The 26300-nt window shown below is 69.0% G+C and carries 41 protein-coding genes; 37 read left to right on the top strand and 4 right to left on the bottom strand.

Annotated elements, in window-relative coordinates; translation table 11 throughout:
• Positions 1–133: 133 nt before the first annotated feature.
• From ACRAKJ_RS39310 to ACRAKJ_RS39300, 3 genes are all read right to left on the bottom strand, one after another.
• Positions 134–484 carry a hypothetical protein gene (locus ACRAKJ_RS39310; protein ID WP_438920489.1) on the bottom strand — a complete coding sequence of 117 codons (351 nt, stop codon included), beginning with the start codon at positions 482–484 and terminating at the stop codon, positions 134–136.
• A 105-nt stretch (positions 485–589) separates the two neighbouring features.
• Positions 590–883: a zf-TFIIB domain-containing protein gene (locus ACRAKJ_RS39305; protein WP_438920488.1), complete on the bottom strand. Its 294-nt coding sequence runs from the start codon at positions 881–883 to the stop codon at positions 590–592.
• 39 nt (positions 884–922) lie between these two features.
• Positions 923–1807 (bottom strand): phosphotransferase, encoded by an 885-nt coding sequence (locus ACRAKJ_RS39300; protein ID WP_438920487.1) that lies wholly within the window; start codon positions 1805–1807, stop codon positions 923–925.
• Positions 1808–2336: 529 nt separating this feature from the next.
• Here ACRAKJ_RS39300 and rpsL point away from each other — a divergent pair.
• The 37 genes from rpsL to truA all read left to right on the top strand — a co-directional run bounded on the left by rpsL (position 2337) and on the right by truA (position 25726).
• Positions 2337–2711, top strand: a complete 375-nt coding sequence (gene rpsL, locus ACRAKJ_RS39295; protein WP_030473471.1) for a 30S ribosomal protein S12 — start codon at positions 2337–2339, stop codon at positions 2709–2711.
• On the top strand, positions 2711–3181 hold the full coding sequence (gene rpsG, locus ACRAKJ_RS39290; RefSeq protein ID WP_306743645.1) for a 30S ribosomal protein S7: 471 nt from the start codon (positions 2711–2713) through the stop codon (positions 3179–3181). Before rpsL ends, rpsG begins: the two co-directional genes overlap by 1 nt.
• A gap of 92 nt (positions 3182–3273) precedes the next feature.
• A complete protein-coding gene (fusA, locus tag ACRAKJ_RS39285; RefSeq protein WP_438920486.1) occupies positions 3274–5376 on the top strand; it encodes an elongation factor G in 2103 nt (700 codons plus the stop codon).
• 135 nt (positions 5377–5511) lie between these two features.
• Complete coding sequence (gene tuf, locus ACRAKJ_RS39280; RefSeq protein WP_438920485.1) at positions 5512–6705, top strand: elongation factor Tu; 1194 nt, start codon at positions 5512–5514, stop codon at positions 6703–6705.
• A gap of 329 nt (positions 6706–7034) precedes the next feature.
• Positions 7035–7340, top strand: a complete 306-nt coding sequence (gene rpsJ, locus ACRAKJ_RS39275; RefSeq protein WP_003938093.1) for a 30S ribosomal protein S10 — start codon at positions 7035–7037, stop codon at positions 7338–7340.
• A 52-nt stretch (positions 7341–7392) separates the two neighbouring features.
• Complete coding sequence (gene rplC / locus ACRAKJ_RS39270; protein ID WP_438920484.1) at positions 7393–8043, top strand: 50S ribosomal protein L3; 651 nt, start codon at positions 7393–7395, stop codon at positions 8041–8043.
• Between the two features lie 2 nt (positions 8044–8045).
• Complete coding sequence (gene rplD / locus ACRAKJ_RS39265) at positions 8046–8738, top strand: 50S ribosomal protein L4 (protein WP_438920483.1); 693 nt, start codon at positions 8046–8048, stop codon at positions 8736–8738.
• On the top strand, positions 8735–9034 hold the full coding sequence (rplW, locus tag ACRAKJ_RS39260) for a 50S ribosomal protein L23 (RefSeq protein WP_121009862.1): 300 nt from the start codon (positions 8735–8737) through the stop codon (positions 9032–9034). The genes rplD and rplW overlap by 4 nt, the downstream gene beginning before the upstream one ends.
• 22 nt (positions 9035–9056) lie before the next feature.
• Positions 9057–9890, top strand: a complete 834-nt coding sequence (gene rplB / locus ACRAKJ_RS39255; protein ID WP_438920482.1) for a 50S ribosomal protein L2 — start codon at positions 9057–9059, stop codon at positions 9888–9890.
• Between the two features lie 18 nt (positions 9891–9908).
• Positions 9909–10190 (top strand): 30S ribosomal protein S19, encoded by a 282-nt coding sequence (gene rpsS, locus ACRAKJ_RS39250; protein ID WP_015105260.1) that lies wholly within the window; start codon positions 9909–9911, stop codon positions 10188–10190.
• 36 nt (positions 10191–10226) lie between these two features.
• Positions 10227–10646: a 50S ribosomal protein L22 gene (rplV, locus tag ACRAKJ_RS39245; RefSeq protein ID WP_438920481.1), complete on the top strand. Its 420-nt coding sequence runs from the start codon at positions 10227–10229 to the stop codon at positions 10644–10646.
• Complete coding sequence (rpsC, locus tag ACRAKJ_RS39240; RefSeq protein WP_438920480.1) at positions 10646–11488, top strand: 30S ribosomal protein S3; 843 nt, start codon at positions 10646–10648, stop codon at positions 11486–11488. The genes rplV and rpsC overlap by 1 nt, the downstream gene beginning before the upstream one ends.
• Before the next feature lie 3 nt (positions 11489–11491).
• Positions 11492–11911: a 50S ribosomal protein L16 gene (gene rplP / locus ACRAKJ_RS39235; RefSeq protein WP_306743638.1), complete on the top strand. Its 420-nt coding sequence runs from the start codon at positions 11492–11494 to the stop codon at positions 11909–11911.
• Positions 11911–12159, top strand: a complete 249-nt coding sequence (rpmC, locus tag ACRAKJ_RS39230; protein ID WP_438920479.1) for a 50S ribosomal protein L29 — start codon at positions 11911–11913, stop codon at positions 12157–12159. Before rplP ends, rpmC begins: the two co-directional genes overlap by 1 nt.
• Positions 12156–12437 carry a 30S ribosomal protein S17 gene (rpsQ, locus tag ACRAKJ_RS39225; protein ID WP_438920478.1) on the top strand — a complete coding sequence of 94 codons (282 nt, stop codon included), beginning with the start codon at positions 12156–12158 and terminating at the stop codon, positions 12435–12437. The genes rpmC and rpsQ overlap by 4 nt, the downstream gene beginning before the upstream one ends.
• Positions 12438–12502: 65 nt before the next feature.
• Positions 12503–12871: a 50S ribosomal protein L14 gene (gene rplN, locus ACRAKJ_RS39220; protein ID WP_438920477.1), complete on the top strand. Its 369-nt coding sequence runs from the start codon at positions 12503–12505 to the stop codon at positions 12869–12871.
• Between the two features lie 2 nt (positions 12872–12873).
• Positions 12874–13188 (top strand): 50S ribosomal protein L24, encoded by a 315-nt coding sequence (gene rplX / locus ACRAKJ_RS39215; RefSeq protein WP_033436722.1) that lies wholly within the window; start codon positions 12874–12876, stop codon positions 13186–13188.
• A complete protein-coding gene (gene rplE, locus ACRAKJ_RS39210; RefSeq protein ID WP_438920476.1) occupies positions 13188–13751 on the top strand; it encodes a 50S ribosomal protein L5 in 564 nt (187 codons plus the stop codon). Before rplX ends, rplE begins: the two co-directional genes overlap by 1 nt.
• A 1-nt stretch (position 13752) precedes the next feature.
• Positions 13753–13938, top strand: coding sequence for a type Z 30S ribosomal protein S14 (locus ACRAKJ_RS39205; protein WP_053715226.1), 186 nt, complete (start codon positions 13753–13755; stop codon positions 13936–13938).
• 129 nt (positions 13939–14067) lie between these two features.
• On the top strand, positions 14068–14466 hold the full coding sequence (gene rpsH / locus ACRAKJ_RS39200; RefSeq protein ID WP_438920475.1) for a 30S ribosomal protein S8: 399 nt from the start codon (positions 14068–14070) through the stop codon (positions 14464–14466).
• A 17-nt stretch (positions 14467–14483) separates the two neighbouring features.
• Entirely contained in the window at positions 14484–15023 is a 540-nt protein-coding gene (rplF, locus tag ACRAKJ_RS39195) for a 50S ribosomal protein L6 (protein WP_053715225.1), read from the top strand.
• 1 nt (position 15024) lies between these two features.
• Complete coding sequence (gene rplR / locus ACRAKJ_RS39190) at positions 15025–15423, top strand: 50S ribosomal protein L18 (protein ID WP_438920474.1); 399 nt, start codon at positions 15025–15027, stop codon at positions 15421–15423.
• A gap of 34 nt (positions 15424–15457) precedes the next feature.
• Positions 15458–16063, top strand: a complete 606-nt coding sequence (rpsE, locus tag ACRAKJ_RS39185; RefSeq protein WP_037329520.1) for a 30S ribosomal protein S5 — start codon at positions 15458–15460, stop codon at positions 16061–16063.
• Between the two features lie 2 nt (positions 16064–16065).
• Positions 16066–16251, top strand: coding sequence for a 50S ribosomal protein L30 (gene rpmD / locus ACRAKJ_RS39180; protein WP_141980311.1), 186 nt, complete (start codon positions 16066–16068; stop codon positions 16249–16251).
• Complete coding sequence (rplO, locus tag ACRAKJ_RS39175; RefSeq protein WP_438920473.1) at positions 16248–16691, top strand: 50S ribosomal protein L15; 444 nt, start codon at positions 16248–16250, stop codon at positions 16689–16691. Before rpmD ends, rplO begins: the two co-directional genes overlap by 4 nt.
• A 344-nt stretch (positions 16692–17035) precedes the next feature.
• Positions 17036–17632, top strand: a complete 597-nt coding sequence (locus tag ACRAKJ_RS39170; protein WP_438920472.1) for a LysE family transporter — start codon at positions 17036–17038, stop codon at positions 17630–17632.
• 273 nt (positions 17633–17905) lie between these two features.
• Positions 17906–19216, top strand: a complete 1311-nt coding sequence (gene secY, locus ACRAKJ_RS39165) for a preprotein translocase subunit SecY (protein ID WP_438920471.1) — start codon at positions 17906–17908, stop codon at positions 19214–19216.
• Entirely contained in the window at positions 19216–19767 is a 552-nt protein-coding gene (locus ACRAKJ_RS39160) for an adenylate kinase (protein WP_438920470.1), read from the top strand. Before secY ends, ACRAKJ_RS39160 begins: the two co-directional genes overlap by 1 nt.
• Before the next feature lie 47 nt (positions 19768–19814).
• Positions 19815–20591, top strand: coding sequence for a type I methionyl aminopeptidase (gene map, locus ACRAKJ_RS39155; RefSeq protein WP_438920469.1), 777 nt, complete (start codon positions 19815–19817; stop codon positions 20589–20591).
• A gap of 388 nt (positions 20592–20979) precedes the next feature.
• Positions 20980–21201 carry a translation initiation factor IF-1 gene (gene infA / locus ACRAKJ_RS39150; protein ID WP_005166804.1) on the top strand — a complete coding sequence of 74 codons (222 nt, stop codon included), beginning with the start codon at positions 20980–20982 and terminating at the stop codon, positions 21199–21201.
• Positions 21202–21253: 52 nt separating this feature from the next.
• On the top strand, positions 21254–21367 hold the full coding sequence (gene rpmJ / locus ACRAKJ_RS39145) for a 50S ribosomal protein L36 (RefSeq protein ID WP_010148647.1): 114 nt from the start codon (positions 21254–21256) through the stop codon (positions 21365–21367).
• A gap of 220 nt (positions 21368–21587) precedes the next feature.
• Positions 21588–21968: a 30S ribosomal protein S13 gene (gene rpsM / locus ACRAKJ_RS39140; RefSeq protein WP_380723443.1), complete on the top strand. Its 381-nt coding sequence runs from the start codon at positions 21588–21590 to the stop codon at positions 21966–21968.
• 33 nt (positions 21969–22001) lie between these two features.
• Entirely contained in the window at positions 22002–22409 is a 408-nt protein-coding gene (gene rpsK / locus ACRAKJ_RS39135; RefSeq protein WP_015105236.1) for a 30S ribosomal protein S11, read from the top strand.
• A gap of 23 nt (positions 22410–22432) precedes the next feature.
• Entirely contained in the window at positions 22433–23038 is a 606-nt protein-coding gene (rpsD, locus tag ACRAKJ_RS39130) for a 30S ribosomal protein S4 (RefSeq protein WP_077011048.1), read from the top strand.
• Between the two features lie 148 nt (positions 23039–23186).
• Positions 23187–24239, top strand: a complete 1053-nt coding sequence (locus tag ACRAKJ_RS39125; protein WP_438920468.1) for a DNA-directed RNA polymerase subunit alpha — start codon at positions 23187–23189, stop codon at positions 24237–24239.
• 60 nt (positions 24240–24299) lie between these two features.
• Positions 24300–24875: a 50S ribosomal protein L17 gene (rplQ, locus tag ACRAKJ_RS39120; RefSeq protein ID WP_438920467.1), complete on the top strand. Its 576-nt coding sequence runs from the start codon at positions 24300–24302 to the stop codon at positions 24873–24875.
• A gap of 59 nt (positions 24876–24934) precedes the next feature.
• Complete coding sequence (gene truA / locus ACRAKJ_RS39115; RefSeq protein WP_438920466.1) at positions 24935–25726, top strand: tRNA pseudouridine(38-40) synthase TruA; 792 nt, start codon at positions 24935–24937, stop codon at positions 25724–25726.
• On the opposite strand, the gene ACRAKJ_RS39110 is transcribed toward truA, so the two are convergent.
• The gene (locus ACRAKJ_RS39110; protein ID WP_438920465.1) at positions 25713–26261 is read right to left on the bottom strand and encodes a Uma2 family endonuclease; all 549 of its coding nucleotides are present in this window, start codon (positions 26259–26261) and stop codon (positions 25713–25715) included. The two genes, truA and ACRAKJ_RS39110, sit on opposite strands and share 14 nt — an antisense overlap.
• Between the last annotated feature and the right edge of the window lie 39 nt (positions 26262–26300).

Raw genomic sequence — 26300 nt, 5'->3', positions numbered from 1 at the left:
AAAGGCCCCCGGAGCCACGCTCCGGGGGCCTTTCCCTTCCGCGAGTCCTACGTTCACGCCCCGCGAGTCCTACGTTCACGACCGGCGAGTCATGCACTCAGAACCGGCGAGTCATGCGCTCACGACCCGTGAGTCATGCGCTCAGAACCGGCGACGGGACTTGGCCGGGGAACGGGCGCGGGTCACGAGGTCGTCCCCCAAGGTCGTTGTCGGCCACCGGGGGAGCTGCGGGCCGACCAGCAGCACCCGCGCCGTGACCTGGATCAGCGCACCACGCGCCCTTCGCCGCGGTGCACCTGCTCCAGGCTGTCTCGGCGAGGTCGGGGCGTTCGAGCAGGGCCGCGTCGCTCAACCTGCGGTGGACCTCGTCCAGCAGGGAGCGGTTGCGGCCGGCGCGGCGCAGCCCGGACACGACGTGCGGCACCTCGTGCAGGCGCTCGTCGTCCTCGGCCGGGCTCAGCGCGACCTCTTCGACCTCCTCCAACTGCTCGAACAGGTCACGGACCGGCGCGGCCTCGGTGGTGGCAACACGGGTGGCCGCACCCGGCGGCGGTGGCCCCGCACGTGCGCGGGGCCACCGGCCGGGAGGTCACGACGAGAAGAACAGCCCGCCGAGGCCGCGGTGCTTGCGGTGGCCGTAGCCGTGGCCGTAGCCCGGGGCGGCGCCCCAGCCCGGCTGGACCGGCTGCTGGACGTAGTGCACCTGGGGGGCCGGCGCGACGGGCGGCGGGGGCGGCGGCGGGGCCATCTGCTGCTCGAGGCGGGTGATGGCCTCCAGCTCGCCGTAGTCGAGGAAGACCCCGCGGCAGCCATCGCACTGCTCGATGTGCACGCCCATGCGGTCGAAGGTGCGCATGTTCGCATGACACTTGGGACACTGCATCGTGGTGAGCCTCCTGCTCTTGACGCGATGTGTCCGATATTAGCCACGCTGAATGGGTTCGTGTGCCGACACGATCCGGGCACAGGCGTCCAACAGCGCTTCCTGGGCGCTGTTCAACCCGGTCCCGTCACGGTCCGCAGCCGCGAGGGCACGCGCGGCCATCTGCACGACCAGCGCCCGTGCCGGCACCTCCAGCGCGGACCACGGGTCGTCGGCCGGCACGCCGGTCCCGCCCGCGTCGAGGTACGCGCCGAGCAGCCGCCCCCACGTCGCCGCGTCCAGCACGCCGGACAGGTGCAGCGCCGCGGGCCGCGCGAGGTCCCACGCCGGGTCGCCCGCGCCCAGGTCGTCCAGGTCGATGAGCCGGTACCCGCCGCGCCGCACCAGCTGCCCCAGGTGCCAGTCGCCGTGCACGACCACCGAGCCGCCCGCCGGCAGCTCCGGCAGGGTCGCGAACGCCCGCCGCACCAGCGCCGCCGCGGGCGTGTCGAGCACCAGGTCCCGCACGGCGCGCACCATGCGCGGCACGGCCCCCGCCGGCGGCACGGGCGGCGCGAAGTCGGCGGCGGTGAGGCGGTGCAGCGCCGCGAGCAGCCGCCCGGCGGCCTCCATCGGCAGGTCCTCGGGCTCGGCCTGCGGCACGGGCGCGCCCAGCGGCCACGCCGTGACGACCCGGCCCAGCACCAGCACCGGCCCCGGCGCGCCGCGCAGCGGCACGGGCGGCAGCACCAGGTCGGCCAGCCGGGGGTCGGCGGCCAGCCGCAGCCGGTCCGCGAGCACCGCGGCGTCCGTGCCGCGCTCGTGCGCCTTGAGCACCACGTCGCCGACGCGCACCACCACGACGTCCCCGCGCACCGCCAGCACCTCGGGCGCGGGGCCCGCGTCCACGAGCGCCGCCATCCCCGCGATCAGGTCCGAGTCCACGCGGCCAGTGTCGCCCAAGGCCGGGCGCCCGCCGCCGAGTGTCCACAGTCGAACGCCCGCCGCCGGACACCCGCCGCCCGCACCTCCACCGCCGGACGCCCGCATCCGCACGCCCGCCGCCGAACACCCGGGCCCACTTCCACCTGATCCGGTGAAACCCGGGCCACCCGCACCCGCCTCCCCGCGACCCGCGAGCCCCCCGACCGGCCCGGGAGCGCGGTCGGTGGCGTCGGTGACCCCGTTTTGACCAGTGGGAAGCGGGCGGGGTATCTTTGGTACTCGTGCCCGACCCATGTCGGGCCGCTCCGCGTGCCTACGCGCCAGTCGTGCTGGAAAGCCGGCCGCGGTGACCTCCACACGCAGGGGCGTCCTGGGATGTCGCCTGCGGACCTGGGGCAACGGCGTTGACCTCCACCGGTTCTGCCGGAGGGGCGCGACACGCCCGACCTCGGGTGCAGAGAGGGACCAGGTAAACAGTGCTCGACACCCCCAAGGTGACGAGTGCTCGAACGGAAGAAGCAGCCGGCGTATGCCAACGATCCAGCAGCTGGTCCGCAAGGGCCGGCAGGACAAGGTCGCGAAGCAGAAGACCGCGGCGCTCAAGGGCAGCCCGCAGCGGCGCGGTGTGTGCACCCGCGTCTACACGACCACGCCCAAGAAGCCGAACTCGGCGCTGCGCAAGGTCGCCCGCGTGAAGCTGACCAGCGGCATCGAGGTCACGGCCTACATCCCGGGTGAGGGCCACAACCTCCAGGAGCACTCGATGGTGCTCGTGCGCGGCGGTCGTGTGAAGGACCTCCCCGGTGTCCGCTACAAGATCATCCGCGGCTCCCTCGACACGCAGGGCGTGAAGAACCGCAAGCAGGCTCGCAGCCGGTACGGCGCGAAGAAGGAGAAGAGCTGATGCCCCGCAAGGGACCGGCCCCGAAGCGGCCGCTGATCTCCGACCCGGTCTACAGCTCTCCGCTGGTGACCCAGCTCATCAACAAGGTGCTGGTCGACGGCAAGCGCTCCGTGGCCGAGCGGATCGTGTACGGCGCCCTCGAAGGCGCCCGCGACAAGACCGGCACCGACCCGGTCGTCACGCTCAAGCGCGCTCTGGACAACGTCAAGCCCGCGCTCGAGGTGAAGTCCCGCCGCGTCGGTGGTGCCACCTACCAGGTGCCCATCGAGGTCAAGCCGGGTCGCTCGACCACGCTCGCCCTGCGCTGGCTGATCACCTACTCCCGGCAGCGCCGTGAGAAGACCATGATCGAGCGCCTGATGAACGAGCTGCTCGACGCGAGCAACGGCCTGGGCGCGAGCGTCAAGCGCCGCGAGGACACGCACAAGATGGCCGAGTCGAACAAGGCCTTCGCCCACTACCGCTGGTGATGTGACGCCCCGCCGGTTCCCCGAGGACCGGTGGGGCGCCCCCAGCCCTAGTGAGCCTGCTACCAGCGAGCTCAAGACAGGGGAAGACAGCCGTGGCACAGGACGTGCTCACCGACCTGGCCAAGGTCCGCAACATCGGGATCATGGCCCACATCGACGCGGGCAAGACCACGACGACCGAGCGGATCCTGTTCTACACCGGGATCAGCTACAAGATCGGCGAGGTCCACGACGGCGCCGCGGTGATGGACTGGATGGAGCAGGAGCAGGAGCGCGGCATCACGATCACGTCGGCCGCGACGACCTGCTTCTGGAAGAACCACCAGATCAACATCATCGACACGCCGGGCCACGTCGACTTCACCGTCGAGGTGGAGCGCAACCTCCGCGTCCTCGACGGCGCCGTTGCCGTGTTCGACGGCAAGGAGGGCGTCGAGCCCCAGTCCGAGCAGGTCTGGCGCCAGGCGACCAAGTACGACGTCCCGCGCATCTGCTTCGTCAACAAGATGGACAAGCTCGGCGCGGACTTCTACTTCACCGTGCGCACCATCCAGGACCGCCTGGGCGCGAAGCCGCTGCCGATCCAGATCCCGATCGGGTCGGAGAGCGACTTCATCGGCGTCGTCGACCTGGTCGAGATGCGTGCGCTGACCTGGCGCGGCGAGGTCCAGAAGGGTGAGGACTACACGGTCGAGGAGATCCCGGCCGACCTCGCCGACAAGGCCGCCGAGTACCGCGAGGCGCTCGTCGAGGCCGTCGCGGAGACCGACGACGCCCTGATGGAGCTGTACCTCGGTGGCGAGGAGCTCTCGGTCGAGCAGATCAAGAAGGGCATCCGCGACATCGTCAAGAACCGCTCCGCCTACCCGGTGCTGTGCGGTTCGGCGTTCAAGAACAAGGGCGTCCAGCCCATGCTCGACGCGGTCATCGAGTACCTGCCGGCTCCGCTGGACCTCCCGCCGGTCGAGGGCACGCTCCAGGACGGCGAGACGCCGGCCTTCCGCAAGCCGTCGACCGACGAGCCGTTCGCCGCGCTCGCGTTCAAGATCGCCGCCCACCCGTTCTTCGGCAAGCTGACCTACATCCGGGTCTACTCGGGCAAGGTCGCCTCCGGCACCCAGGTCATCAACTCGACCAAGGACCGCAAGGAGCGCATCGGGAAGATCTTCCAGATGCACGCCAACAAGGAGAACCCGGTCGACGAGGCCATCGCCGGCCACATCTACGCGGTGATCGGCCTCAAGGACACCACCACCGGTGAGACGCTCTGCGACCCGCAGTCGCCCATCGTGCTGGAGTCCATGACCTTCCCCGAGCCGGTCATCCAGGTGGCGATCGAGCCCAAGACGAAGGCCGACCAGGAGAAGCTGGGCACGGCGATCCAGAAGCTGGCCGAGGAGGACCCGACGTTCCGGGTCAACCTGGACCAGGAGACCGGCCAGACGATCATCGCCGGCATGGGCGAGCTCCACCTGGACATCCTGGTGGACCGCATGCGCCGCGAGTTCAAGGTCGAGGCGAACATCGGCAAGCCCCAGGTGGCGTACCGGGAGACCATCCGCCGCAAGGTGGAGAAGTACTCCTACACCCACAAGAAGCAGACCGGTGGTTCCGGCCAGTTCGCCAAGGTCCTCATCGACCTGGAGCCGCTGGAGAAGACCGAGGACGGCGCTCTCTACGAGTTCGTCAACGCGGTCACCGGTGGTCGCATCCCGCGGGAGTACATCCCGTCCGTGGACGCGGGCGCCCAGGACGCCATGCAGTACGGCGTGCTGGCGGGCTACCCGCTGGTCGGCGTGAAGCTGACGCTGCTCGACGGCGCCTACCACGAGGTCGACTCCTCGGAGATGGCGTTCAAGATCGCCGGTTCCATGGCGCTCAAGGAAGCCGCTCGCCAGGCGAGCCCGGCCATCCTCGAGCCGCTGATGGCCGTCGAGGTCACCACGCCCGAGGACTACATGGGCGACGTGATCGGTGACCTGAACTCCCGCCGTGGCCAGATCCAGGCCATGGAGGAGCGCAGCGGGGCCCGTGTCGTCAAGGCGCTGGTGCCGCTGTCGGAGATGTTCGGGTACGTCGGCGACCTGCGGTCCAGGACCCAGGGTCGTGCGAACTACTCGATGACGTTCGACTCCTACGCCGAGGTTCCCGCGAACGTCGCGAAGGAGATCATCGCGAAGGCGACGGGCGAGTAACCCCAACCGGAGCACCGCAGCACCGCGCGGGCTCTCCGGGGTTCCGTCCCTGGGGTCCGCACCACCCAGACGTGAAGTCCGGCGGGCAGCAGTCCGCCCGCCGGATTAAGCAACAGAGTCCAGGAGGACAATCCAGTGGCGAAGGCGAAGTTCGAGCGGACGAAGCCGCACGTCAACATCGGCACCATCGGTCACATCGACCACGGTAAGACGACGTTGACGGCTGCCATCTCCAAGGTCCTGCACGACAAGTACCCGGACCTGAACCCCTTCACGCCGTTCGACCAGATCGACAAGGCGCCGGAGGAGAAGCAGCGCGGCATCACGATCTCGATCGCGCACATCGAGTACCAGACCGACAAGCGCCACTACGCGCACGTCGACTGCCCCGGTCACGCCGACTACATCAAGAACATGATCACCGGTGCGGCGCAGATGGACGGCGCCATCCTGGTGGTCGCGGCGACCGACGGCCCGATGCCGCAGACCAAGGAGCACGTGCTCCTGGCCCGCCAGGTCGGTGTGCCCTACATCGTGGTGGCCCTGAACAAGGCCGACATGGTGGACGACGAGGAGATCCTGGAGCTCGTCGAGCTCGAGGTCCGCGAGCTGCTCTCCGAGTACGAGTTCCCCGGTGACGACCTGCCGGTCGTCCGCGTCTCCGCGCTGAAGGCGCTGGAGGGCGACGCCGAGTGGGGCGAGAAGCTCATCGGCCTGATGGACGCCGTGGACGAGAACATCCCGGAGCCGGAGCGCGAGGTCGACCGGCCGTTCCTGATGCCGGTCGAGGACGTCTTCACCATCACCGGTCGTGGCACCGTGGTGACGGGTCGCATCGAGCGCGGCATCGTCAAGGTCAACGAAGAGGTCGAGATCGTCGGCATCAAGGAGACCTCGAAGAAGACGACGGTCACCTCGATCGAGATGTTCAAGAAGTTCCTCGACGAGGGCCGCGCGGGCGACAACGCCGCCCTGCTGCTCCGCGGTGTCAAGCGCGAGGAGGTGGAGCGCGGCATGGTGATCATCAAGCCGGGCACCACCACCCCGCACACCGAGTTCGAGGCGCAGGTCTACATCCTGTCGAAGGACGAGGGCGGTCGCCACACCCCGTTCTTCAACAACTACCGCCCGCAGTTCTACTTCCGCACCACCGACGTGACCGGCGTCGTGACCCTCCCCGAGGGCACCGAGATGGTCATGCCGGGCGACACCACGACCATGGCCGTGAAGCTGATCCAGCCGATCGCCATGGACGAGGGCCTGCGGTTCGCCATCCGCGAGGGTGGCCGCACCGTCGGCGCGGGCTCGGTCACCAAGATCATCAAGTGATCTAGCTCCACAACACACCCCCCGATTTGGTTTGCGCACGGCCGTGTGCAACTATTGACGGGTTGCTCGTCGGGGCGGCCGGTCCGAGTTCTGGACCTGGCCGCCCCGTCACGAGCGGGGTTTGATCGAGCAAGACAAAATCCCACAGGTTTCATCAGTGGGACCGGTCTGTGCCAGAGGGTGCGACACGCCCGACCGCGTGGACCGGGCACCGTGACACCGCTGGGTGTCAGTCCTGAATAGGGGGCGGAGCGCGCCGGAGGTCCCGTGACCTCGCGAAAGGTGCCCGCACCGCAGCGGTACTAGAAGCAGAGGAACGGCAAGCCATCATGGCGGGACAGAAGATCCGCATCCGGCTCAAGGCCTACGACCACGAGGCGATCGACGCGTCCGCGCGCAAGATCGTCGAGACCGTGACGCGCACCGGCGCTCGGGTCGTCGGGCCTGTGCCGCTGCCCACTGAGAAGAACGTTTACTGCGTCATCCGCTCGCCGCACAAGTACAAGGACTCGCGCGAGCACTTCGAGATGCGCACGCACAAGCGTCTGATCGACATCCTCGACCCGACGCCGAAGACGGTGGACGCGCTCATGCGCATCGACCTGCCGGCGAGCGTCGACGTCAACATCCAGTAAGCGTTGGACGCGGCAGTGTTGATCCCATTTGGGGCGGAGAGCAAAGAGACCCATGTCTGACAGGCAGGTTAAGGGCCTCCTGGGCACCAAGCTCGGCATGACTCAGGTCTTCGACGAGAACAACCGGATCGTTCCGGTCACCGTCGTCAAGGCCGAGCCGAACGTGGTCACCCAGGTTCGGACCCAGGAGAACGACGGCTACTCGGCCGTTCAGCTGGCCTTCGGCGCGATCGACCCGCGCAAGGTCAACAAGCCCGTTGCGGGCCACTACGCCAAGGCGGGCGTCACGCCCCGCCGTCAGCTGGCGGAGCTGCGCACCACGGACGCGTCCGAGTACACGGTCGGCCAGGAAATCACCGCCGAGGTCTTCGAGGCCGGCGCGGTGGTCGACGTGGTCGGCACCAGCAAGGGCAAGGGCACCGCGGGTGTCATGAAGCGTCACGGCTTCAAGGGCCTCGGCGCCAGCCACGGTACCCAGCGCAAGCACCGCTCGCCCGGTTCCATCGGCGGGTGCGCCACGCCCGGCCGCGTGTTCAAGGGCCTGCGCATGGCCGGCCGCATGGGCCACGTGCGCGTCACGACCCAGAACCTCAAGGTGCACCGGGTCGACGTCGAGTCGGGCCTGCTGCTCATCAAGGGCGCCGTTCCCGGCCCCAAGGGCGGCACCGTGTTCATCAAGACCGCTGCGAAGGGTGGTGCCTGATCATGACTTCCGTTGAGATCCGCACCCCGGCCGGGCAGGCCGACGGCTCCGTCGAGCTGCCCGCCGCGATCTTCGACGCGCAGGCGAACGTGGCCCTGCTGCACCAGGTCGTCGTGGCCCAGTTGGCCGCGGCCCGCCAGGGCACGCACTCCACCAAGACCCGCGGCGAAGTCCGCGGCGGTGGCAAGAAGCCGTACCGCCAGAAGGGCACCGGCCGCGCCCGCCAGGGTTCGACCCGTGCGCCGCAGTTCGCCGGCGGTGGCGTCGTGCACGGCCCGCAGCCGCGCGACTACAGCCAGCGCACCCCCAAGAAGATGAAGGCCGCCGCCCTGCGCGGTGCCCTCTCCGACCGGGCGCGCGCCGGGCAGGTCCACGTGGTGAGCGGCTTCGTCGAGGGCGACGCCCCGTCGACCAAGTCGGCCCGCAAGGTGCTGGGGACGGTCACCGAGGCCCGCCGCGTGCTGGCCGTGCTGCTGCGCACCGACGAGGTTTCGTGGGTCAGCCTGCGCAACCTGCCGCACGTGCACATCATCGCCCCGGACCAGCTGAACACGTACGACGTGCTGGTCAACGACGACGTGGTGTTCACCAAGGACGCGCTCGACGTGTTCCTCGCGAGCAAGGCCCAGCACGGGCAGGGTTCCGCCGAGGCCACTGCGGTGTCGTCCGACACCGACGAGGAGGCTTCGAAGTGATCCCCGACCACAGGGACATCCTGCTCGCGCCGGTGATCTCCGAGAAGTCCTACGGGCTCCTCGAGGAGAACAAGTACACCTTCGTGGTGGCTCCGGGTGCGAACAAGACCCAGATCAAGATTGCCGTGGAGAAGGTCTTCGGCGTCAAGGTCGTCAGCGTCAACACGATCAACCGCCAGGGCAAGCGCAAGCGCACCCGGACGGGCTTCGGCAAGCGCAAGGACACCAAGCGCGCCATCGTGACGCTGTCCGCCGAGAGCAAGCCGATCGAGATCTTCGGCGGCCCGGCCGCCTGATGACGACGAGGACTGCGTAGAGATGGGCATTCGCAAGTACAAGCCGACGACCCCCGGTCGTCGCGGTGCGAGCGTCTCCGACTTCGCCGAGATCACTCGGTCGACGCCGGAGAAGTCGCTGATCCGCCCGCTGCACGGCCGCGGTGGCCGCAACGCGTCGGGCAAGATCACGACGCGGCACAAGGGTGGCGGCCACAAGCGGGCCTACCGCCTGATCGACTTCCGCCGCACGGACAAGGACGGCGTGCCGGCCAAGGTCGCGCACATCGAGTACGACCCCAACCGCACCGCGCGCATCGCGCTGCTGCACTACGCCGACGGCGAGAAGCGCTACATCATCGCGCCGTCGAAGCTCCAGCAGGGCGACCGGATCGAGAACGGCCCCAAGGCCGACATCAAGCCGGGCAACAACCTGCCGCTGCGCAACATCCCGGTCGGCACGGTGATCCACGCGATCGAGCTCCGCCCCGGCGGCGGCGCGAAGATCGCCCGCTCGGCCGGTGCCAGCGTCCAGCTCGTCGCCAAGGACGGCCCCTACGCCCAGCTGCGGATGCCCTCGGGCGAGATCCGCAACGTGGACGTCCGGTGCCGCGCCACGATCGGCGAGGTCGGCAACGCCGAGCACCAGAACATCAACTGGGGCAAGGCCGGCCGCATGCGGTGGAAGGGCAAGAAGCCCACCGTCCGCGGTGTCGCCATGAACCCGGTCGACCACCCGCACGGTGGTGGTGAGGGCAAGACCTCCGGTGGTCGCCACCCGGTGAACCCGGCCGGCAAGCCCGAAGGCCGTACCCGCCGCCGCAAGGCAAGCGACAAGCTCATCGTCCGGCGTCGTCGCACCGGTAAGAAGCGCTGAGCAGGGAGGGAGTGAAGGATGCCTCGCAGCCTTAAGAAGGGCCCCTTCGTGGACGACCACCTGCTCAAGAAGGTGGACGTCCTCAACGAGTCGGGCAAGAAGACCGTCATCAAGACCTGGTCCCGCCGGTCGACGATCATCCCCGACATGCTGGGCCACACGATCGCGGTGCACGACGGCCGCAAGCACGTGCCGGTGTTCGTGACGGAGGCGATGGTCGGGCACAAGCTCGGCGAGTTCGCCCCGACCCGCACGTTCAAGGGTCACATCAAGGACGACCGGAAGTCGCGCCGCCGCTAAGGCGACGAACTAGAGGAAGAGCAAGGGGAAGCAGCGATGAACGCCCGTAACGAAGCTGAGGCGCCGGAGTTCCCGCGCGCCGTGGCTCGGGCTCGCTACGTCCGCGACACGCCGATGAAGGTGCGCCGCGTCGTCGAGCTCATCAGGGGTCGTAGCGCCAGCGAGGCCCTGGCCGTGCTCCAGTTCGCGCCGCAGGCGGCATCTGAGCCGGTCCGCAAGGTGCTCGCGAGCGCCGTGGCCAACGCCGAGAACAACCTGTCGCTTGACCCCGACACCCTCTGGGTGTCGAAGGTCTACGTCGACGAGGGTCCGACCCTCAAGCGGTTCCGCCCGCGCGCCCAGGGCCGTGCGTACCGGATCCGCAAGCGGACGAGCCACATCACCGTCGAGGTGGAGAGCCGTCCCAAGAAGGCCGGTGCCAAGGCCGGCGCTGATGGGAAGAAGGGGGCTCGGTAGTGGGCCAGAAGATCAACCCACACGGCTTCCGACTCGGTATCACCACCGACTGGAAGTCTCGTTGGTACGCCGACAAGCAGTACGCCGAGTACGTGGCCGAGGACGTCAAGATCCGGAAGCTGCTCTCGAAGGGCATGGAGCGCGCCGGCATCTCGAAGGTGGAGATCGAGCGCACCCGTGACCGGGTCCGCGTCGACATCCACACCGCCCGGCCGGGCATCGTCATCGGCCGTCGCGGCGCCGAGGCCGACCGCATCCGCGGTGAGCTGGAGAAGCTCACCAAGAAGCAGGTGCAGCTCAACATCCTCGAGGTGAAGAGCCCGGAGTCGGACGCGCAGCTCGTCGCGCAGGGCGTGGCGGAGCAGCTGTCCAACCGCGTGGCCTTCCGCCGTGCGATGCGCAAGGCCATCCAGTCGGCCATGCGCTCGCCGCAGGTGAAGGGCATCCGCGTGCAGTGCGGTGGTCGTCTCGGCGGCGCCGAGATGTCCCGCTCGGAGCACTACCGCGACGGCCGAGTGCCGCTGCACACGCTGCGCGCGGACATCGACTACGGCTTCTTCGAGGCCCGCACCACGTTCGGCCGCATCGGCGTGAAGGTGTGGATCTACAAGGGCGACATCGTCGGTGGCATCAGCGCCAAGCGCGAGCGCGACGCCGCCCCGTCGGCCGAGCGCGCGCCGCGCCGCGACCGCAACGAGCGCCCGAACCGGGCCCGTCGTTCCGGTGCCAGCGGCACCACGGCGACGAGCACCGAGGCGGGTCGCGCCGCCCAGGCAAGTGATCAGACGACTGGCGACGTCGCTGCGGACAACGCTCCGAACGTCGCGAAGACGGAGGGCTGAGTAGTGCTCATCCCGCGCAGGGTCAAGCACCGCAAGCAGCACCACCCCGGTCGGTCCGGTGCTGCCAAGGGCGGCACGAGGGTCACGTTCGGCGAGTACGGCATCCAGGCGCTGGAGCCGGCCTACGTGACCAACCGGCAGATCGAGTCGGCTCGTATCGCGATCAACCGGCACATCCGCCGCGGCGGCAAGGTCTGGATCAACATCTTCCCGGACCGCCCGCTGACCAAGAAGCCGGCCGAGACCCGCATGGGTTCCGGCAAGGGCTCCCCGGAGTGGTGGGTGGCCAACGTCAAGCCGGGTCGGGTGCTCTTCGAGATGAGCTTCCCGAACGAGGCTGTGGCCCGCGAGGCGCTCCGCCGCGCGATCCACAAGCTCCCGATGAAGTGCCGCATCGTTACGCGTGAGGGTGGTGAGTTCTGATGGCAGCGGGTACCACCGCTTCCGAGCTGCGTGAGCTCACCGAGGAAGAGCTCGTGCTGCGCCTTCGGGAAGCCAAGGAGGAGCTGTTCAACCTCCGCTTCCAGATGGCCACCGGGCAGCTCGACAACAACCGTCGCCTGCGCACGGTCCGGCACGAGATCGCCCGGATCTACACCGTGATGCGGGAGCGGGAGCTGGGTCTCTCGACCTCCCCCGACACGGTTTCCACTGGTGAGGGTGCGGCATGAGCGAGAGCAACGAAGTGACGACCGAGGCGCGCAACGACCGCAAGGTCCGCGAGGGCTACGTCGTGTCCGACAAGATGGACAAGACGATCGTGGTCGCGGTCGAGGACCGCAAGAAGCACCGCCGCTACGCGAAGGTCATGCGCTCCACCACCAAGGTGAAGGCGCACGACGAGGGCAACACCGCCGGCGTCGGCGACCGCGTCCTGCTGATGGAGACGCGTCCGCTGTCGGCCACCAAGCGGTGGCGCCTCGTCGAGATCCTCGAGAAGGCCAAGTAGTTTTCTAGGGACCGAGCCCGTCAGGTCGGCAATCTGGCGGGCCAGGAATGGTCAGGAGAAGGTAAGTGATCCAGCAGGAGTCGCGGCTGCGCGTCGCCGACAACACCGGTGCGAAGGAAATCCTTTGCATCCGTGTTCTCGGTGGCTCGGGCCGCCGCTACGCGGGCATCGGGGACATCATCGTCGCGACGGTGAAGCAGGCCATCCCCGGTGCCGGTGTGAAGAAGGGCGACGTCGTCAAGGCCGTCATCGTCCGGACCGTGAAGGAGAGGCGCCGTCCCGACGGCTCCTACATCCGGTTCGACGAGAACGCCGCCGTGCTCATCAAGAACGACAACGAGCCGCGGGGCACCCGCATCTTCGGCCCGGTCGGTCGTGAGCTGCGCGACAAGAAGTTCATGAAGATCATCTCGTTGGCGCCGGAGGTGCTCTGACCATGAAGGTGAAGAAGGGCGACACCGTCGTGGTTATCGCCGGCAAGGACAAGGGTGCTCGCGGCAAGGTCATCATGGCCTACCCCGCTGAGAACCGCGTCCTGGTCGAGGGCGTCAACCGCATCAAGAAGCACACCCGGATCACGCAGACCCAGCGCGGCGCGCAGTCGGGCGGCATCGTGACGCAGGAGGCCCCCATCCACGTGTCCAACGTGATGGTGGTCGACTCGGACGGCAAGCCGACCCGCGTGGGTTACCGGACCAACGACGAGGGCAAGCGGGTCCGCATTTCCCGTCGTAACGGGAAGGACATCTGATGACCACCGTTGAGAAGACCATCCCGCGGCTGAAGACTCGCTACCGCGAGGAGATCGTGGCCGAGCTGCGCAAGCAGTTCGAGTACGCCAACGTCATGCAGATCCCCGGCGTGGTGAAGGTCGTCGTCAACATGGGTGTCGGCGACGCCGCCCGCGACGGCAAGCTGATCGAGGGCGCCGTCAAGGACCTCGCGATCATCACCGGCCAGCGCCCCGAGGTCCGCCGGGCCCGCAAGTCCATCGCGCAGTTCAAGCTGCGCGAGGGCATGCCGATCGGTGCCCGCGTGACGCTGCGCGGCGACCGCATGTGGGAGTTCCTGGACCGCCTGCTGACCATCGCGCTGCCCCGCATCCGCGACTTCCGCGGCCTCTCGGGCAAGCAGTTCGACGGCAACGGGAACTACACGTTCGGTCTCAACGAGCAGTCGATGTTCCACGAGATCGACCCGGACGCCATCGACCGCCCCCGCGGCATGGACATCACGGTCGTCACCACCGCCACGAACGACGAGGAAGGCCGCGCGCTGCTCAAGCAGCTGGGCTTCCCGTTCAGGGAGAACTGACATGGCCAAGAAGGCGCTGATCAACAAGGCCGCGGCCAAGCCGAAGTTCAAGGTGCGGGGCTACACCCGCTGCCAGCGCTGCGGTCGCCCGCACTCGGTGTTCCGCAAGTTCGGCCTGTGCCGGATCTGCCTCCGCGAGATGGCCCACCGGGGCGAGCTGCCCGGCGTGAGCAAGTCCAGCTGGTAAGTCCGGCTCGGCGGCAGGTTTTTCTAGATCATTCACTTCGCTGTAGGCCCGTCCACGACCAGTCGGCCCCCCGGGGCCGGCTCGGACCCTGGCTGGGGAACCGCAGCGAGAAAGGTTGACCAGGTCACCATGACGATGACCGACCCGATCGCAGACATGTTGACGCGTCTGCGGAACGCGAACTCGGCTTACCACGACAAGGTCGTGATGCCGCACTCGAAGTTGAAGGCCAACATCGCCGAGATCCTCAAGCGCGAGGGCTACATCGCGAGCTACCGCGACGAAGCCGGCGACGTGGCCAAGAACCTGGTGATCGAGCTGAAGTACGGCCCGAACCGGGAGCGCAGCATCGCCGGCCTCCGCCGCGTGTCGAAGCCCGGTCTGCGCGTGTACGCGAAGTCGACCAACCTGCCGAAGGTGCTGGGCGGTCTGGGCGTCGCGATCATCTCGACCTCTGGCGGTCTCATGACCGACCGCCAGGCCAACAAGTCGGGCGTGGGCGGAGAAGTCCTCGCCTACGTCTGGTGAGGAAGGGGGACTAGGCAATGTCGCGCATCGGAAAGCTGCCGATCACCGTCCCCTCCGGGGTCGACGTGAACATCGATGGCCAGGCTGTGAGCGTGAAGGGCCCGAAGGGGACCTTGTCGCTGAACATCGCTGAGCCCATCATCATCGAGAAGGCCGACGACGGCACTCTCGAGGTGAAGCGCCCGAACGACGAGCGCCGTAGCCGCTCGCTCCACGGTCTGTCCCGCACCCTGGTGCAGAACATGGTCGTCGGTGTGACGCAGGGCTACGAGAAGAAGATGGAGATCCACGGCGTCGGTTACCGCGTGGCTCTCAAGGGTTCCGACCTGGAGTTCGCTCTGGGCTACAGCCACCCGGTGAAGGTGGAGGCCCCCGAGGGCATCACCTTCGCGGTGGAGACCCCGACCCGGTTCTCCGTGGCCGGCATCGACAAGCAGCTCGTGGGCGAGGTCGCCGCCAACATCCGCAAGCTGCGCAAGCCCGACCCGTACAAGGGCAAGGGCGTGCGCTACGCGGGCGAGAAGATCCGCCGCAAGGTCGGAAAGACGGGTAAGTGACATGAGCGAGACTGCAACGAAGCGCAAGCCGGTGGGCAAGGACATCTCGACCACCCGCCGCGTCGCCAAGACCCGCCGTCACTTCCGCCTCCGCAAGAAGGTCAGCGGCACCGCGGAGCGTCCGCGCCTGGCGGTGCACCGGTCGTCGAAGCACATCACCGTGCAGATCATCGACGACCTCGCCGGCCACACGCTGGCGGCGGCGTCCTCGGTCGAGGCGGACGTCCGCGCGATCGACGGCGACAAGAAGGCCCGTGCGGCGAAGGTCGGCCAGCTGGCCGCCGCCCGTGCGAAGGAGGCCGGCGTCACCAAGGTCGTGTTCGACCGCGGTGGCAACGCCTACCACGGCCGGATCGCGGCTCTGGCCGACGCCGCCCGCGAGGCGGGGCTGGAGTTCTGACAATGCAGATCACTGGAATTGAGAGGGACGCCTGATGCCAGGACGCACGCGTCGCGAAGGCGGCGGGGGCGAGCGCGGAGAGCGTCGCGACCGTCGTGATGGCGGCCGCGGCGGCGCGGCCCAGGAGAAGACCCCGCACCTGGAGCGCGTGGTTGCGATCAACCGCGTCTCCAAGGTCGTGAAGGGTGGTCGTCGCTTCAGCTTCACCGCCCTCGTGGTGGTCGGTGACGGCGACGGCATGGTCGGTGTCGGCTACGGCAAGGCCAAGGAAGTGCCGGCGGCGATCGCCAAGGGTGTGGAGGAGGCGAAGAAGAACTTCTTCCGCGTCCCCCGCATCGCGGGCACGATCCCTCACCCGATCCAGGGCGAGAAGGCGGCCGGTGTCGTCCTGCTCCGCCCGGCCTCGGCCGGTACCGGCGTCATCGCCGGTGGCGCGGTCCGCGCGGTGCTGGAGTGCGCCGGTGTCCACGACGTGCTGAGCAAGTCGCTGGGCTCGGACAACGCGATCAACATCGTGCACGCGACCGTGGCGGCCCTGAAGGGCCTCCAGCGTCCCGAGGAGGTGGCCGCCCGCCGCGGTCTGCCGCTCGAGGATGTGGCTCCCGCCGGCATGCTCCGTGCCCGTGCAGGGGCGGTGTGACCATGGCCCAGCTCAAGGTGACCCAGGTCAAGAGCAGCATCGGTACCAAGCACAACCACCGTGAGTCCCTCCGGACCCTGGGGTTGCGCAAGATCCGCCAGTCGGTGGTCCGCGAGGACACGCCGCAGGTGCGCGGCCTGATCCAGGCCGTTCGCCACCTGGTGGTCGTCGAGGAGGTCCAGTCGTGACCATCAAGATCCATGACCTGCGTCCGGCCCCCGGCGCCAAGACCGCGAAGACCCGTGTCGGTCGCGGTGAGGGCTCCAAGGGCAAGACGGCCGGTCGCGGTACGAAGGGCACCGGCGCGCGGAAGAACGTCTCCCCGCGCTTCGAGGGTGGCCAGATGCCGCTGCACATGCGCCTGCCGAAGCTGAAGGGCTTCCGCAACCCGTTCCGCACCGAGTACCAGGTCGTGAACGTGGGCGACATCGCCCGCCTGTTCCCGGACGGTGGCCGGGTGGACGTGGACGCCCTCATCAACGCGGGCCTGGTGCGCAAGAACGAGCTCGTCAAGGTCCTCGGTGACGGTGACCTGAACGGCGTGAAGGTCGACGTCGTGGCGAACAAGTTCTCCGGCAGCGCGGTCGACAAGATCGCCGCCGCCGGTGGCACGCACACCGTGCTCTGACGCACGCGCACGCCGAACGGCCCCCGGAGCCTCCCGCTCCGGGGGCCGTTCCGCGTCCCGGCCGCGAACGCCCGACCCACCCGTCGCCACCGCATGACTCGCGGGTCGCCACCGCATGACTCACCGCCCCTGAACGCATGACTCGCGGGTCGCCACCGCATGACTCGCGGGGGCGGGCGAGTCATGCGCTCGTGACGCGCGAGTCATGCGGTCGTGAGCGGTGAGTCATGCGCTCGTGGACGGTGGGTCGGGCGCTCGTGAGCGGGTTTTTAACAGGGGGGACGGTCAAGACGGGTGTTCGCGCAGGGCGTAAAGCGTTTGCGGCGGTGGTTAGCTTCAAGCGCATGTGGCTCGCGGTCTTCTTCGGCGCCTCCGTGCTGGTCGCACTGACGCCGGGCGCCAACAACCTCCTGGGCATGCACCACGCCCTCCACCACGGCCCCGCCAAGGCCCTCACGGCCGTCCTGGGGCGCGTCGCGGCCTTCTCCGCGATGGTCGCCGCCGCCGTCGCCGGCCTGGGCCCCGTGCTCGCCGCGAGCGAGGTGGCGCTGACCGTCCTCAAGTGGGTCGGCGTCGCCTACCTGCTCCACCTCGGGCTGCGCGTCCTCCTCGCCCCGGGGGAGGCGAAACCCGCAGCCCACGGGGGCGCGCCGCTCCGCAAGGAGTTCCTGGTCGCGATCTCCAACCCCAAGGCGCTGCTCGTCTTCACCGCGTTCGTGCCGCAGTTCGTCGACCCGGCCCGCGGTCCCGTCGCGGCGCAGTTGGCGCTCCTCGGCGCGGTCTACCTGGTGGCCGAGGTGGTCGCCGGTACGGCGTACGTCCTCGCCGGTGCGGGCATCCGGCGGGCCGGCCTGACGAAGCGCGCGAAGGCCCGCTTGGACAGGGGGACCGGGGTCGTGCTGCTGGGCATGGCGGGCGCGCTCGCCGGTTCGCGCACGTGACCGGGTCCATCGGAACTTGATCCGTTCGGGGGCTTGTCGACCGCCGTAGTCGATCAGGTACGAAGTGTGAAGGACGACTGGCTACGGCGATCGGCCTCGCGGCTGTTAAAGTCGCGGGCTGAACCCGGATGTCCTCCGGGTCGGTCGCGGCTACCCGTCGCTTCCGCCACCGTCGGCGAGCGCCGGCGGTATGCCCGCTAGACGTGCCGGCAACACAGCCGGTACCGCAGAGATGCCGACCCCAGTGGGGCGGCAACGCTGATGGAGGTTCGCGTGCTCGGCGCATTCCGCTCGGCTCTCGCGACGCCGGACCTACGGAAGAAGATCCTCTTCACGCTGGGGATCGTCGTGGTGTACCGGTTGGGCGCGACCATGCCCGCGCCGGGCGTCTCCTTCAAGAACGTCAAACAGTGCATCGAGCAGGTCGACCAGCAGGGGATCTACTCGCTGATCAACCTGTTCAGCGGCGGCGCGCTGCTGAACCTCTCGATCTTCGCGCTGGGCATCATGCCCTACATCACCGCGAGCATCATCATCCAGTTGCTCACCGTGGTCATCCCGCGGTTCGAGCAGCTGAAGAAGGAAGGGCAGGCGGGTCAGGGCAAGCTGACCCAGTACACCCGCTACCTGACCATCGCGCTGGCGGTCCTCCAGTCCACGGGCATCATCGCCCTGGCCGTGCGCGACCAGCTGTTCCAGAACTGCGACGTGCCGGTCATCCCCGACGAGAGCATCTTCAGCCTCGTCGTCCTGGTCGTCACGATGACCGCCGGCACCAGCGTGATCATGTGGCTCGGCGAGATCATCACCGAGAAGGGGATCGGCAACGGCATGTCGCTGCTGATCTTCACCGGCATCGCGGCCCGCATCCCGATCGAGGGCAAGATCATCTGGGACCGCGGCGGCCTGACCTTCTTCCTGGTCTGCCTCGCGGCACTGCTGATCATCGCCAGCGTCATCTACGTCGAGCAGGCCCAGCGCCGCATCCCGGTCCAGTACGCGAAGCGCATGATCGGCCGGCGGATGTACGGCGGCACGTCGACCTACCTGCCGCTGAAGGTGAACCAGGCCGGTGTCATCCCGGTCATCTTCGCCTCGTCGCTGCTGTACCTGCCCGACCTGGTCTCGCGGCTCACGACCTCGAACGACGGCTCGGCCCCCGGCTGGTGGCAGACCTTCGTCCAGACGCACCTGGTCAGCCAGTCGAGCCCGATCCACATCGCGCTCTACTTCCTGCTGATCGTCTTCTTCACGTACTTCTACGTCGGCATCACGTTCAACCCGGACGAGCGCGCCGACGAGATGAAGAAGTTCGGTGGGTTCATCCCGGGTATCCGACCGGGTCGACCGACCGCCGAGTACCTCCGCTTCGTCCTGGGGCGGATCACGCTGCCGGGCTCGCTCTACCTGGGCATCGTCGCCATCCTGCCGAACCTGTTCCTCGACCTGACCGGTCAGGGCCAGAACCAGAACTTCCCGTTCGGCGGCACGGCGGTGCTGATCATGGTCGGTGTCGGCCTCGACACCGTGAAGCAGATCGAGAGCCAGCTCATGCAGCGCAACTACGAAGGGTTCCTCCGCTAGTGCGACTCGTTCTCGTCGGCCCGCCCGGAGCGGGCAAGGGCACGCAGGCCCAGGTCCTCAGCACCAAGCTCGGCGTGCCGCACATCTCCACCGGGGACCTCTTCCGCGCTCACATCAGCCAGCAGACCGACCTCGGCAAGGAGGTCCAGGAGTACCTGGACTCCGGCGAGCTCGTGCCGGACGAGGTGACCAACGAGATGGTCCGCGGGCGGCTGGCGCAGGCGGACGCGACGGGCGGGTTCCTGCTCGACGGCTTCCCGCGCAACGTGGCCCAGGCGGGCGTGCTGGGCGAGATGCTGGCCGCGTCCGGGCACTCCCTGGACGCGGTGCTGGAGTTCCGGGTCGACGAGGACGTCGTGGTCGAGCGCCTGCTCGCCCGCGGCCGCACGGACGACAAGGAAGACGTGATCCGGCACCGCCAGCAGGTCTACCGGACGGAGACCGCGCCGCTGCTCGACCACTACGCCGACATCGTCGTGGCGATCGACGCGGTGGGCGAGGTCGACGAGATCAGCGAGCGCGCGATCACCGCCCTGCGCGCCGTGAAGTGAGCGGTGTCGTCGATGTGCTGCGACGCGTGGTCCCCGGTCGTGACCGCATGATCGAGATCAAGAGCCGCGGCCAGCTCGAAGCCATGAGGGCTGCCGGGCTGGTCGTGGCACGCACCCTGGCGCTGCTGGCCGCGCACACCAAGGCCGGGGTCAGCACCGCCGAGCTGGACGAGCTGGCAGAGCAGAGCATCCGCGACGCCGGCGCGGTCCCGTCGTTCAAGGGCTACCACGGCTTCCCGGCGTCGATCTGCGCGTCGGTCAACGAGCAGGTGGTCCACGGCATCCCGGCGCGGTCCCAGGTCCTCGCCGAGGGCGACCTGATCTCGATCGACTGCGGTGCCATCCTCGACGGCTGGCACGGCGACTCGGCCGTCACGCTCCCGGTGGGCGCGGTGACGGACGCGGAGCTGAAGCTGTCGGACGCCACCCGGCGCTCGATGCTCGCGGGCATCGAGGCGGCCGTGCCCGGCGGCAGGCTGAGCGACATCTCGTTCGCCATCGAGTCGGCCACGATCCTGGCCGGCGAGGAGCACGGGGTCGAGTACGGCATCGTCGACGGCTACGGCGGCCACGGCATCGGCACCAAGATGCACATGGACCCGTTCCTGCCGAACCACGGCAAGCCCGGCAAGGGCCCGCGCCTCAAGGTCGGCATGGCGATCGCCATCGAGCCGATGCTGACGCTGGGCAGCGAGCGCACGGTCGAGCTGGAGGACGGCTGGACCGTCGTCACCGCCGACGGTTCGCGCGCGGCGCACTGGGAGCACTCCGTCGCCATCACCGACGACGGCCCCTGGGTGCTGACCGCCCCTGAAGGGGACTGATCGACCGACGTCCCGGGACGTCCGCGGGGCCGGAGCCGTTCGACGGCGCCGGCCCCGTTCCCGTTCCCGTTCCCGTTCGCGCCACCACCCGTTCGCGCGATCACCCGCCGGCGGGACACTCGCGGGGGGACGCGCACCGGGGGACACCCGCCGTGGGGCGCGCACCGCGCTGACCTGCGCGAAAGGCTCCGGAGCCGCCCCGGCCCGGGCCGATTTGGGCACGAGCGCCGACGAGCGTAGTATGGAGCGGTGGCGCACACGTCGCGCCGGTTCCGCCATGCCTGGGGTTCACCCCGGCGGGCAGGGTTCTGCAAGGGCCTTACCGCGGAGTCGGGGCAGCGCGTGTCCGCACTCCGAAGAACACCCACCGTCACGAAACGCGGAGGCTATGGGCAAGAAGGACGGGGCCATTGAGGTCGAGGGCCGCGTAGTCGAACCGCTCCCCAACGCGATGTTCCGCGTCGAGCTGGAGAACGGTCACAAGGTCCTGGCACACATCAGCGGCAAGATGCGTCAGCACTACATCCGCATCCTCCCCGAGGACCGGGTTGTCGTGGAGCTCTCGCCCTACGACCTGTCCCGCGGGCGCATCGTCTACCGCTACAAGTGACCTCCGGTGCGCCCTCGCACGGGTGCACCGGCTGACGCAGGAGAGCTCAGGCGTGAAGGTCCAGCCGAGCGTCAAGAAGATCTGCGACAAGTGCAAGGTGATCCGCCGCCACGGCCGGGTCATGGTCATCTGCGAGAACCTGCGCCACAAGCAGCGCCAGGGCTGACCAGAGCCGTCGAGCACGAGTCGAGTCTTCGCGGACGCGACCAGTAGCAAGCCTCTTCGCACCTGCCTGGGGAGCACCACGCCCAGGCACACCCCCGGACTCCAGGCCGGGGCCGGGACACCCGGTCGCGAGAGCGACCGGACACTGACACAGCGAGTCAGTCCCGGGACCGGGCGAGGAGCAGACCTGGAGCGACACCACTGTTAGGAGCAAGCGCCGTATGGCACGACTCGCTGGCGTCGACCTCCCCCGCGAAAAGCGGTTGGAGATCGCGCTGACCTACATCTTCGGCATCGGGCGCACGCGGTCCAAGGAAGTGCTGACCGCGACCGAGCTGTCCCCCGACCTGCGGGTCAAGGACCTCGGGGACGCCGACCTGGCGAAGCTGCGGGACTACATCGAGAACAACTTCAAGGTCGAGGGTGACCTCCGCCGCGAGGTTCAGGCCGACATCCGCCGCAAGATGGAAATCGGCACCTACCAGGGTCTGCGCCACCGTCGCAACCTGCCCGTCCGCGGGCAGCGCACCAAGACGAACGCGCGCACCCGCAAGGGTCCGAAGAAGACCGTGGCGGGCAAGAAGAAGGCCGGCAAGAAGTAAGACCTCGCGTACTACGTAGGAGATCACCCAAAGATGCCACCCAAGTCCCGCACGGGCGCCGGGGTCAAGAAGGTCCGGCGCAAGGAAAAGAAGAACGTCTCGCACGGCCAGGCCCACATCAAGAGCACGTTCAACAACACCATCGTGTCCATCACGGACCCGCTGGGCAACGTGATCAGCTGGGCTTCCGCAGGCCACGTCGGCTTCAAGGGCTCGCGCAAGTCGACGCCCTTCGCCGCGCAGATGGCCGCGGAGAACGCCGCGCGCAAGGCCGCCGAGCACGGCATGCGCAAGGTGGACGTGTTCGTGAAGGGTCCCGGCTCCGGCCGCGAGACCGCGATCCGTTCGCTGCAGGCCGCCGGCCTCGAGGTCGGCACCATCCAGGACGTGACCCCGCAGCCCCACAACGGCTGCCGCCCGCCCAAGCGGCGCCGGGTCTGAGGCACGGGGAGGAGTAAGACACCATGGCTCGTTACACCGGACCGGCCACGCGCATCTCGCGTCGCCTCAAGGTCGACCTCGTCGGTGGGGACCAGGCGTTCGAGCGCCGTCCCTACCCGCCCGGCCAGCACGGCCGCGGTCGCATCAAGGAGTCGGAGTACCTGCTCCAGCTCCAGGAGAAGCAGAAGGCCCGCTACACGTACGGCGTGCTGGAGAAGCAGTTCCGCCGCTACTACGAAGAAGCGGTCCGCCGCACCGGCAAGACCGGTGAGAACCTGCTCCAGATCCTGGAGTCCCGCCTGGACAACGTCGTGTACCGCGCGGGTCTCGCGCGCACCCGTCGCCAGGCACGCCAGCTGGTCAGCCACGGTCACTTCATCGTGAACGGCCACAAGGTGAACATCCCCAGCTACCGGGTGTCGAAGTTCGACATCATCGACGTGAAGCCGAAGTCGCTGCCCACGCTGCCCTTCGAGGCCGCGCGCGCGTCGTTCGGCGACCGGCCGATCCCGGCGTGGCTCCAGGTCGTGCAGTCCAACCTGCGCATCCTGGTCCACCAGCTGCCGGAGCGGGCGCAGATCGACACGCCCGTCACCGAGCAGCTGATCGTCGAGCTCTACTCGAAGTGATCCTCCTGGAGGGGCCTCGCGAGAGGCCCCTCCAGTCGGGTCCCGCGACGGCACGGAATGGTGTGCCGCACGCGTTCGCCGGTCTCCGCGACCGGCATCCCACGGCGTCAAATAGCGGGCGTCGGGGTAGTAGAAGAGGAAGAACCCAGTGCTGATTTCCCAGCGCCCCTCGCTCAGCGAGGAAGCGGTCAACGAGACCCGTTCCCGGTTCGTCATCGAGCCGCTGGAGCCGGGCTTCGGCTACACCCTCGGCAACTCCATCCGCCGCACCCTGCTGTCGTCCATCCCCGGCGCGGCCGTGACCAGCATCCGCATCGACGGCGTGCTGCACGAGTTCACGACCGTCCCCGGTGTGAAGGAAGACGTCACCGACATCATCCTCAACCTCAAGGAGCTGGTCGTCAGCTCCGAGGAGGACGAGCCGGTGACCATGTACCTGCGCAAGCAGGGGCCCGGTGCGGTGACCGCCGGCGACATCGTGCCCCCGGCCGGTGTCACCGTGCACAACCCCGACCTGCACATCGCCACCCTGAACGGCAAGGGCAAGCTGGAGATCGAGCTCGTGGTCGAGCGCGGTCGCGGCTACGTCCCCGCCGTGCAGAACAAGCAGGCCGGTGCCGAGATCGGCCGCATCCCCGTCGACTCGATCTACTCGCCCGTCATGAAGGTGACCTACAAGGTCGAGGCCACCCGTGTCGAGCAGCGGACCGACTTCGACAAGCTGATCCTCGACGTGGAGACCAAGCCCTCCATCACGCCGCGCGACGCCGTCGCGTCCGCGGGCAAGACGCTGGTGGAGCTGTTCGGCCTCGCGCGCGAGCTGAACGTCGACGCCGAGGGCATCGAGATCGGACCGTCGCCCGCCGAGGCCGACACCATCGCGGCGTTCGCGATGCCGATCGAGGACCTGGACCTCACCGTCCGGTCCTACAACTGCCTCAAGCGCGAGGGCATCCACACGGTGGGCGAGCTGGTCTCGCGCAGCGAGGCGGACCTGCTGGACATCCGCAACTTCGGCGCCAAGTCGATCGACGAGGTCAAGATGAAGCTCGTCGGCCTCGGCCTCGCGCTGAAGGACAGCCCCCCTGGGTTCGACCCCTCGGCCGCCGCGTCCGACTACCCCGCCGAGGGCTGGGGCGCGGACGCGAGCGTGGACTCCCACGACGACGGCCAGGACTACGCGGAGACCGAGCAGCTCTGAAGGTCGCTCTAGCGGCCGGCCCGGAGCAGAGGATCAGGAAGAAATCCGAGGAGCAATTCGATGCCCACCCCCACCAAGGGACCGCGTCTCGGGGGCTCGCCGGCCCACGAGCGGCTGATGCTGGCCAACCTGGCCACGTCCCTGTTCACGCACGGTCGGATCACCACGACCGAGGCCAAGGCGAAGCGGCTGCGCCCGTACGCCGAGAAGCTGATCAGCAAGGCGAAGGTCGGCGACCTGCACAACCGTCGCGAGATCCTCAAGGTCATCCGTGACAAGGACATCGTGCACAAGCTGTTCGCCGAGATCGGCCCGCAGTTCGCCGAGCGCGCCGGCGGTTACACCCGCATCACCAAGACGCTGCCGCGCAAGGGCGACAACGCCCCCATGGCCGTGATCGAGCTGGTCGCGGAGCAGACCGTCACCTCCGAGGCGGAGCGCGCCCGGAAGACGAAGTTCGCGAAGGACGAGGCCCCCAAGGCGGCTGCCGCCGAGGAGACCACGACCGACGAGGTGCAGGACCAGGACGCCGAGGCGCCCGAGTCCGCCACCAAGGACGCGACCGAGGAGCCCGCCGAGGGCGCCGACGACGAGTCCGCCGAGGCCCCGAAGGCCGAGAAGAAGGACGAGTCCTGACGGACGCGCACTTCACCGACGAGCCCGTCGCCCCCACCGGGGGTGACGGGCTCGTTCGCGTGCGACTGGACCTGGCCTACGACGGCACGGACTTCTCGGGGTGGGCGCGCCAGCCCGGCCGCCGCACGGTGTGCGGGGTGCTGGAGGACACGGCGTCCACCGTGCTGCGGCACGACGTCTCGCTGACCGTGGCGGGCCGGACGGACGCCGGCGTGCACGCGGCCGGGCAGGTGGCGCACGCCGACCTGCCGTCGTCGGTGGACGTGGCGGGCCTGCCCAAGCGCCTGGCCCGCGCCTTGCCGCCCGACGTGCGGGTGTTCTCGGCGCGGGTGGTGCCGGCGGAGTTCGACGCCCGCTTCGCCGCGCTGAGGCGGCACTACGAGTACCGGGTGACCGACGCGCCGTCCGGCGCGCACCCGTTGCGGAGGCTGGACACGCTGTCCTGGCCCCGCCCGCTGGACCTGGGCGCGCTGAACGAGGCGTCGGCGCTGCTGCTGGGGGAGCGGGACTTCTGCGCGTTCTGCCGGCGGCGCGAGGGCGCGACGACCATCCGCGAGCTCCAGCGGCTGGTGTGGGAGCGCGAGGGGGACGTGCTGACGGCGTTCGTGTCGGCGGACGCGTTCTGCCACTCGATGGTGCGCAGCCTGGTGGGCGCGCTGCTGGCCGTGGGGGAGGGGCGGAAGCCCGTGGCCTGGCCGGCGTCGCTGCTGTCGCTGACGGCGAGGTCGAGCGAGGTGACCGTGGCCCCGCCGCACGGGTTGTCCCTCGTCCGGGTGGACTACCCGGCGGACGACGAACTCGCGGCGCGCGCGGCGGTGACCCGCAACGTGCGGGTGGTCACGGGTCCATGAGGTCGGCCGGGCCCACCTCCACGGGGACCGGGGACGCGCCGATGACGGTCGGAACGCCCCGCACGACGTTCTGGACGACGTACCTCCCCCGGACGAGCCGGTGCGCGGTCAGCTCCGCTTCCCGCTCGACCGTCCACACGAACGGCACGCCGGCCAGGGCGTAGGCGGCCAGTTTCGTCTCCCGGTAGGCGGGTTCGTCCTCCGGTGACCAGACCTCGACCGACAGCACCACCGCCGAGGCCGGGAACATCAGTCCCCGGACCCGCTCCCGCACGACCACCGCGTCCGGGATCAGCACCGTCCGCGAGGCGATGGGGAACCGCACGTTCACCGTCCACACGGCGTGCAGGTCGGTGCGCCCCGCGGCGTGCACCGCGTCCCTGATCGCGTGCGTCAGCCGCCCCACCGCGACCTGGTGCCGGACGGAGCGGTGGGGCGTGGACCGGAGGTGGCCGAAGATCAGCTCACCGTGCGGGCAGCCTTCCGGGTCCGGGGCCGTGAGCCAGTCGTCGACGGTGTGCGAGCCGATCATCATGCGCGCGATCCTGTCGACTCCGTGCTCCTCGGGGAAGTC

The sequence above is a fragment of the Saccharothrix sp. DSM 118769 genome (assembly GCF_052936295.1).
Note: the sequence above shows the minus strand (reverse complement) of the source record. Positions and strands in the feature narration are given on the sequence as shown.

Excerpts from the sequence above, each read along its gene's own strand:
- ACRAKJ_RS39305 (WP_438920488.1), bottom strand. The coding sequence starts at position 883 with ATGCAGTGTCCCAAGTGTCATGCGAACATGCGCACCTTCGACCGCATG.
- rpsL (WP_030473471.1), top strand. The coding sequence starts at position 2,337 with ATGCCAACGATCCAGCAGCTGGTCCGCAAGGGCCGGCAGGACAAGGTC.
- rpsG (WP_306743645.1), top strand. The coding sequence starts at position 2,711 with ATGCCCCGCAAGGGACCGGCCCCGAAGCGGCCGCTGATCTCCGACCCG.
- rpsJ (WP_003938093.1), top strand. The coding sequence starts at position 7,035 with ATGGCGGGACAGAAGATCCGCATCCGGCTCAAGGCCTACGACCACGAG.
- rplC (WP_438920484.1), top strand. The coding sequence starts at position 7,393 with ATGTCTGACAGGCAGGTTAAGGGCCTCCTGGGCACCAAGCTCGGCATG.
- rplD (WP_438920483.1), top strand. The coding sequence starts at position 8,046 with ATGACTTCCGTTGAGATCCGCACCCCGGCCGGGCAGGCCGACGGCTCC.
- rplB (WP_438920482.1), top strand. The coding sequence starts at position 9,057 with ATGGGCATTCGCAAGTACAAGCCGACGACCCCCGGTCGTCGCGGTGCG.
- rpsS (WP_015105260.1), top strand. The coding sequence starts at position 9,909 with ATGCCTCGCAGCCTTAAGAAGGGCCCCTTCGTGGACGACCACCTGCTC.
- rplV (WP_438920481.1), top strand. The coding sequence starts at position 10,227 with ATGAACGCCCGTAACGAAGCTGAGGCGCCGGAGTTCCCGCGCGCCGTG.
- rpmC (WP_438920479.1), top strand. The coding sequence starts at position 11,911 with ATGGCAGCGGGTACCACCGCTTCCGAGCTGCGTGAGCTCACCGAGGAA.
- rpsQ (WP_438920478.1), top strand. The coding sequence starts at position 12,156 with ATGAGCGAGAGCAACGAAGTGACGACCGAGGCGCGCAACGACCGCAAG.
- rplX (WP_033436722.1), top strand. The coding sequence starts at position 12,874 with ATGAAGGTGAAGAAGGGCGACACCGTCGTGGTTATCGCCGGCAAGGAC.
- rplE (WP_438920476.1), top strand. The coding sequence starts at position 13,188 with ATGACCACCGTTGAGAAGACCATCCCGCGGCTGAAGACTCGCTACCGC.
- ACRAKJ_RS39205 (WP_053715226.1), top strand. The coding sequence starts at position 13,753 with ATGGCCAAGAAGGCGCTGATCAACAAGGCCGCGGCCAAGCCGAAGTTC.
- rpsH (WP_438920475.1), top strand. The coding sequence starts at position 14,068 with ATGACGATGACCGACCCGATCGCAGACATGTTGACGCGTCTGCGGAAC.
- rplF (WP_053715225.1), top strand. The coding sequence starts at position 14,484 with ATGTCGCGCATCGGAAAGCTGCCGATCACCGTCCCCTCCGGGGTCGAC.
- rplR (WP_438920474.1), top strand. The coding sequence starts at position 15,025 with ATGAGCGAGACTGCAACGAAGCGCAAGCCGGTGGGCAAGGACATCTCG.
- rpsE (WP_037329520.1), top strand. The coding sequence starts at position 15,458 with ATGCCAGGACGCACGCGTCGCGAAGGCGGCGGGGGCGAGCGCGGAGAG.
- rpmD (WP_141980311.1), top strand. The coding sequence starts at position 16,066 with ATGGCCCAGCTCAAGGTGACCCAGGTCAAGAGCAGCATCGGTACCAAG.
- ACRAKJ_RS39170 (WP_438920472.1), top strand. The coding sequence starts at position 17,036 with ATGTGGCTCGCGGTCTTCTTCGGCGCCTCCGTGCTGGTCGCACTGACG.
- map (WP_438920469.1), top strand. The coding sequence starts at position 19,815 with ATGATCGAGATCAAGAGCCGCGGCCAGCTCGAAGCCATGAGGGCTGCC.
- infA (WP_005166804.1), top strand. The coding sequence starts at position 20,980 with ATGGGCAAGAAGGACGGGGCCATTGAGGTCGAGGGCCGCGTAGTCGAA.
- rpsM (WP_380723443.1), top strand. The coding sequence starts at position 21,588 with ATGGCACGACTCGCTGGCGTCGACCTCCCCCGCGAAAAGCGGTTGGAG.
- rpsK (WP_015105236.1), top strand. The coding sequence starts at position 22,002 with ATGCCACCCAAGTCCCGCACGGGCGCCGGGGTCAAGAAGGTCCGGCGC.
- rpsD (WP_077011048.1), top strand. The coding sequence starts at position 22,433 with ATGGCTCGTTACACCGGACCGGCCACGCGCATCTCGCGTCGCCTCAAG.
- rplQ (WP_438920467.1), top strand. The coding sequence starts at position 24,300 with ATGCCCACCCCCACCAAGGGACCGCGTCTCGGGGGCTCGCCGGCCCAC.
- ACRAKJ_RS39110 (WP_438920465.1), bottom strand. The coding sequence starts at position 26,261 with ATGATGATCGGCTCGCACACCGTCGACGACTGGCTCACGGCCCCGGAC.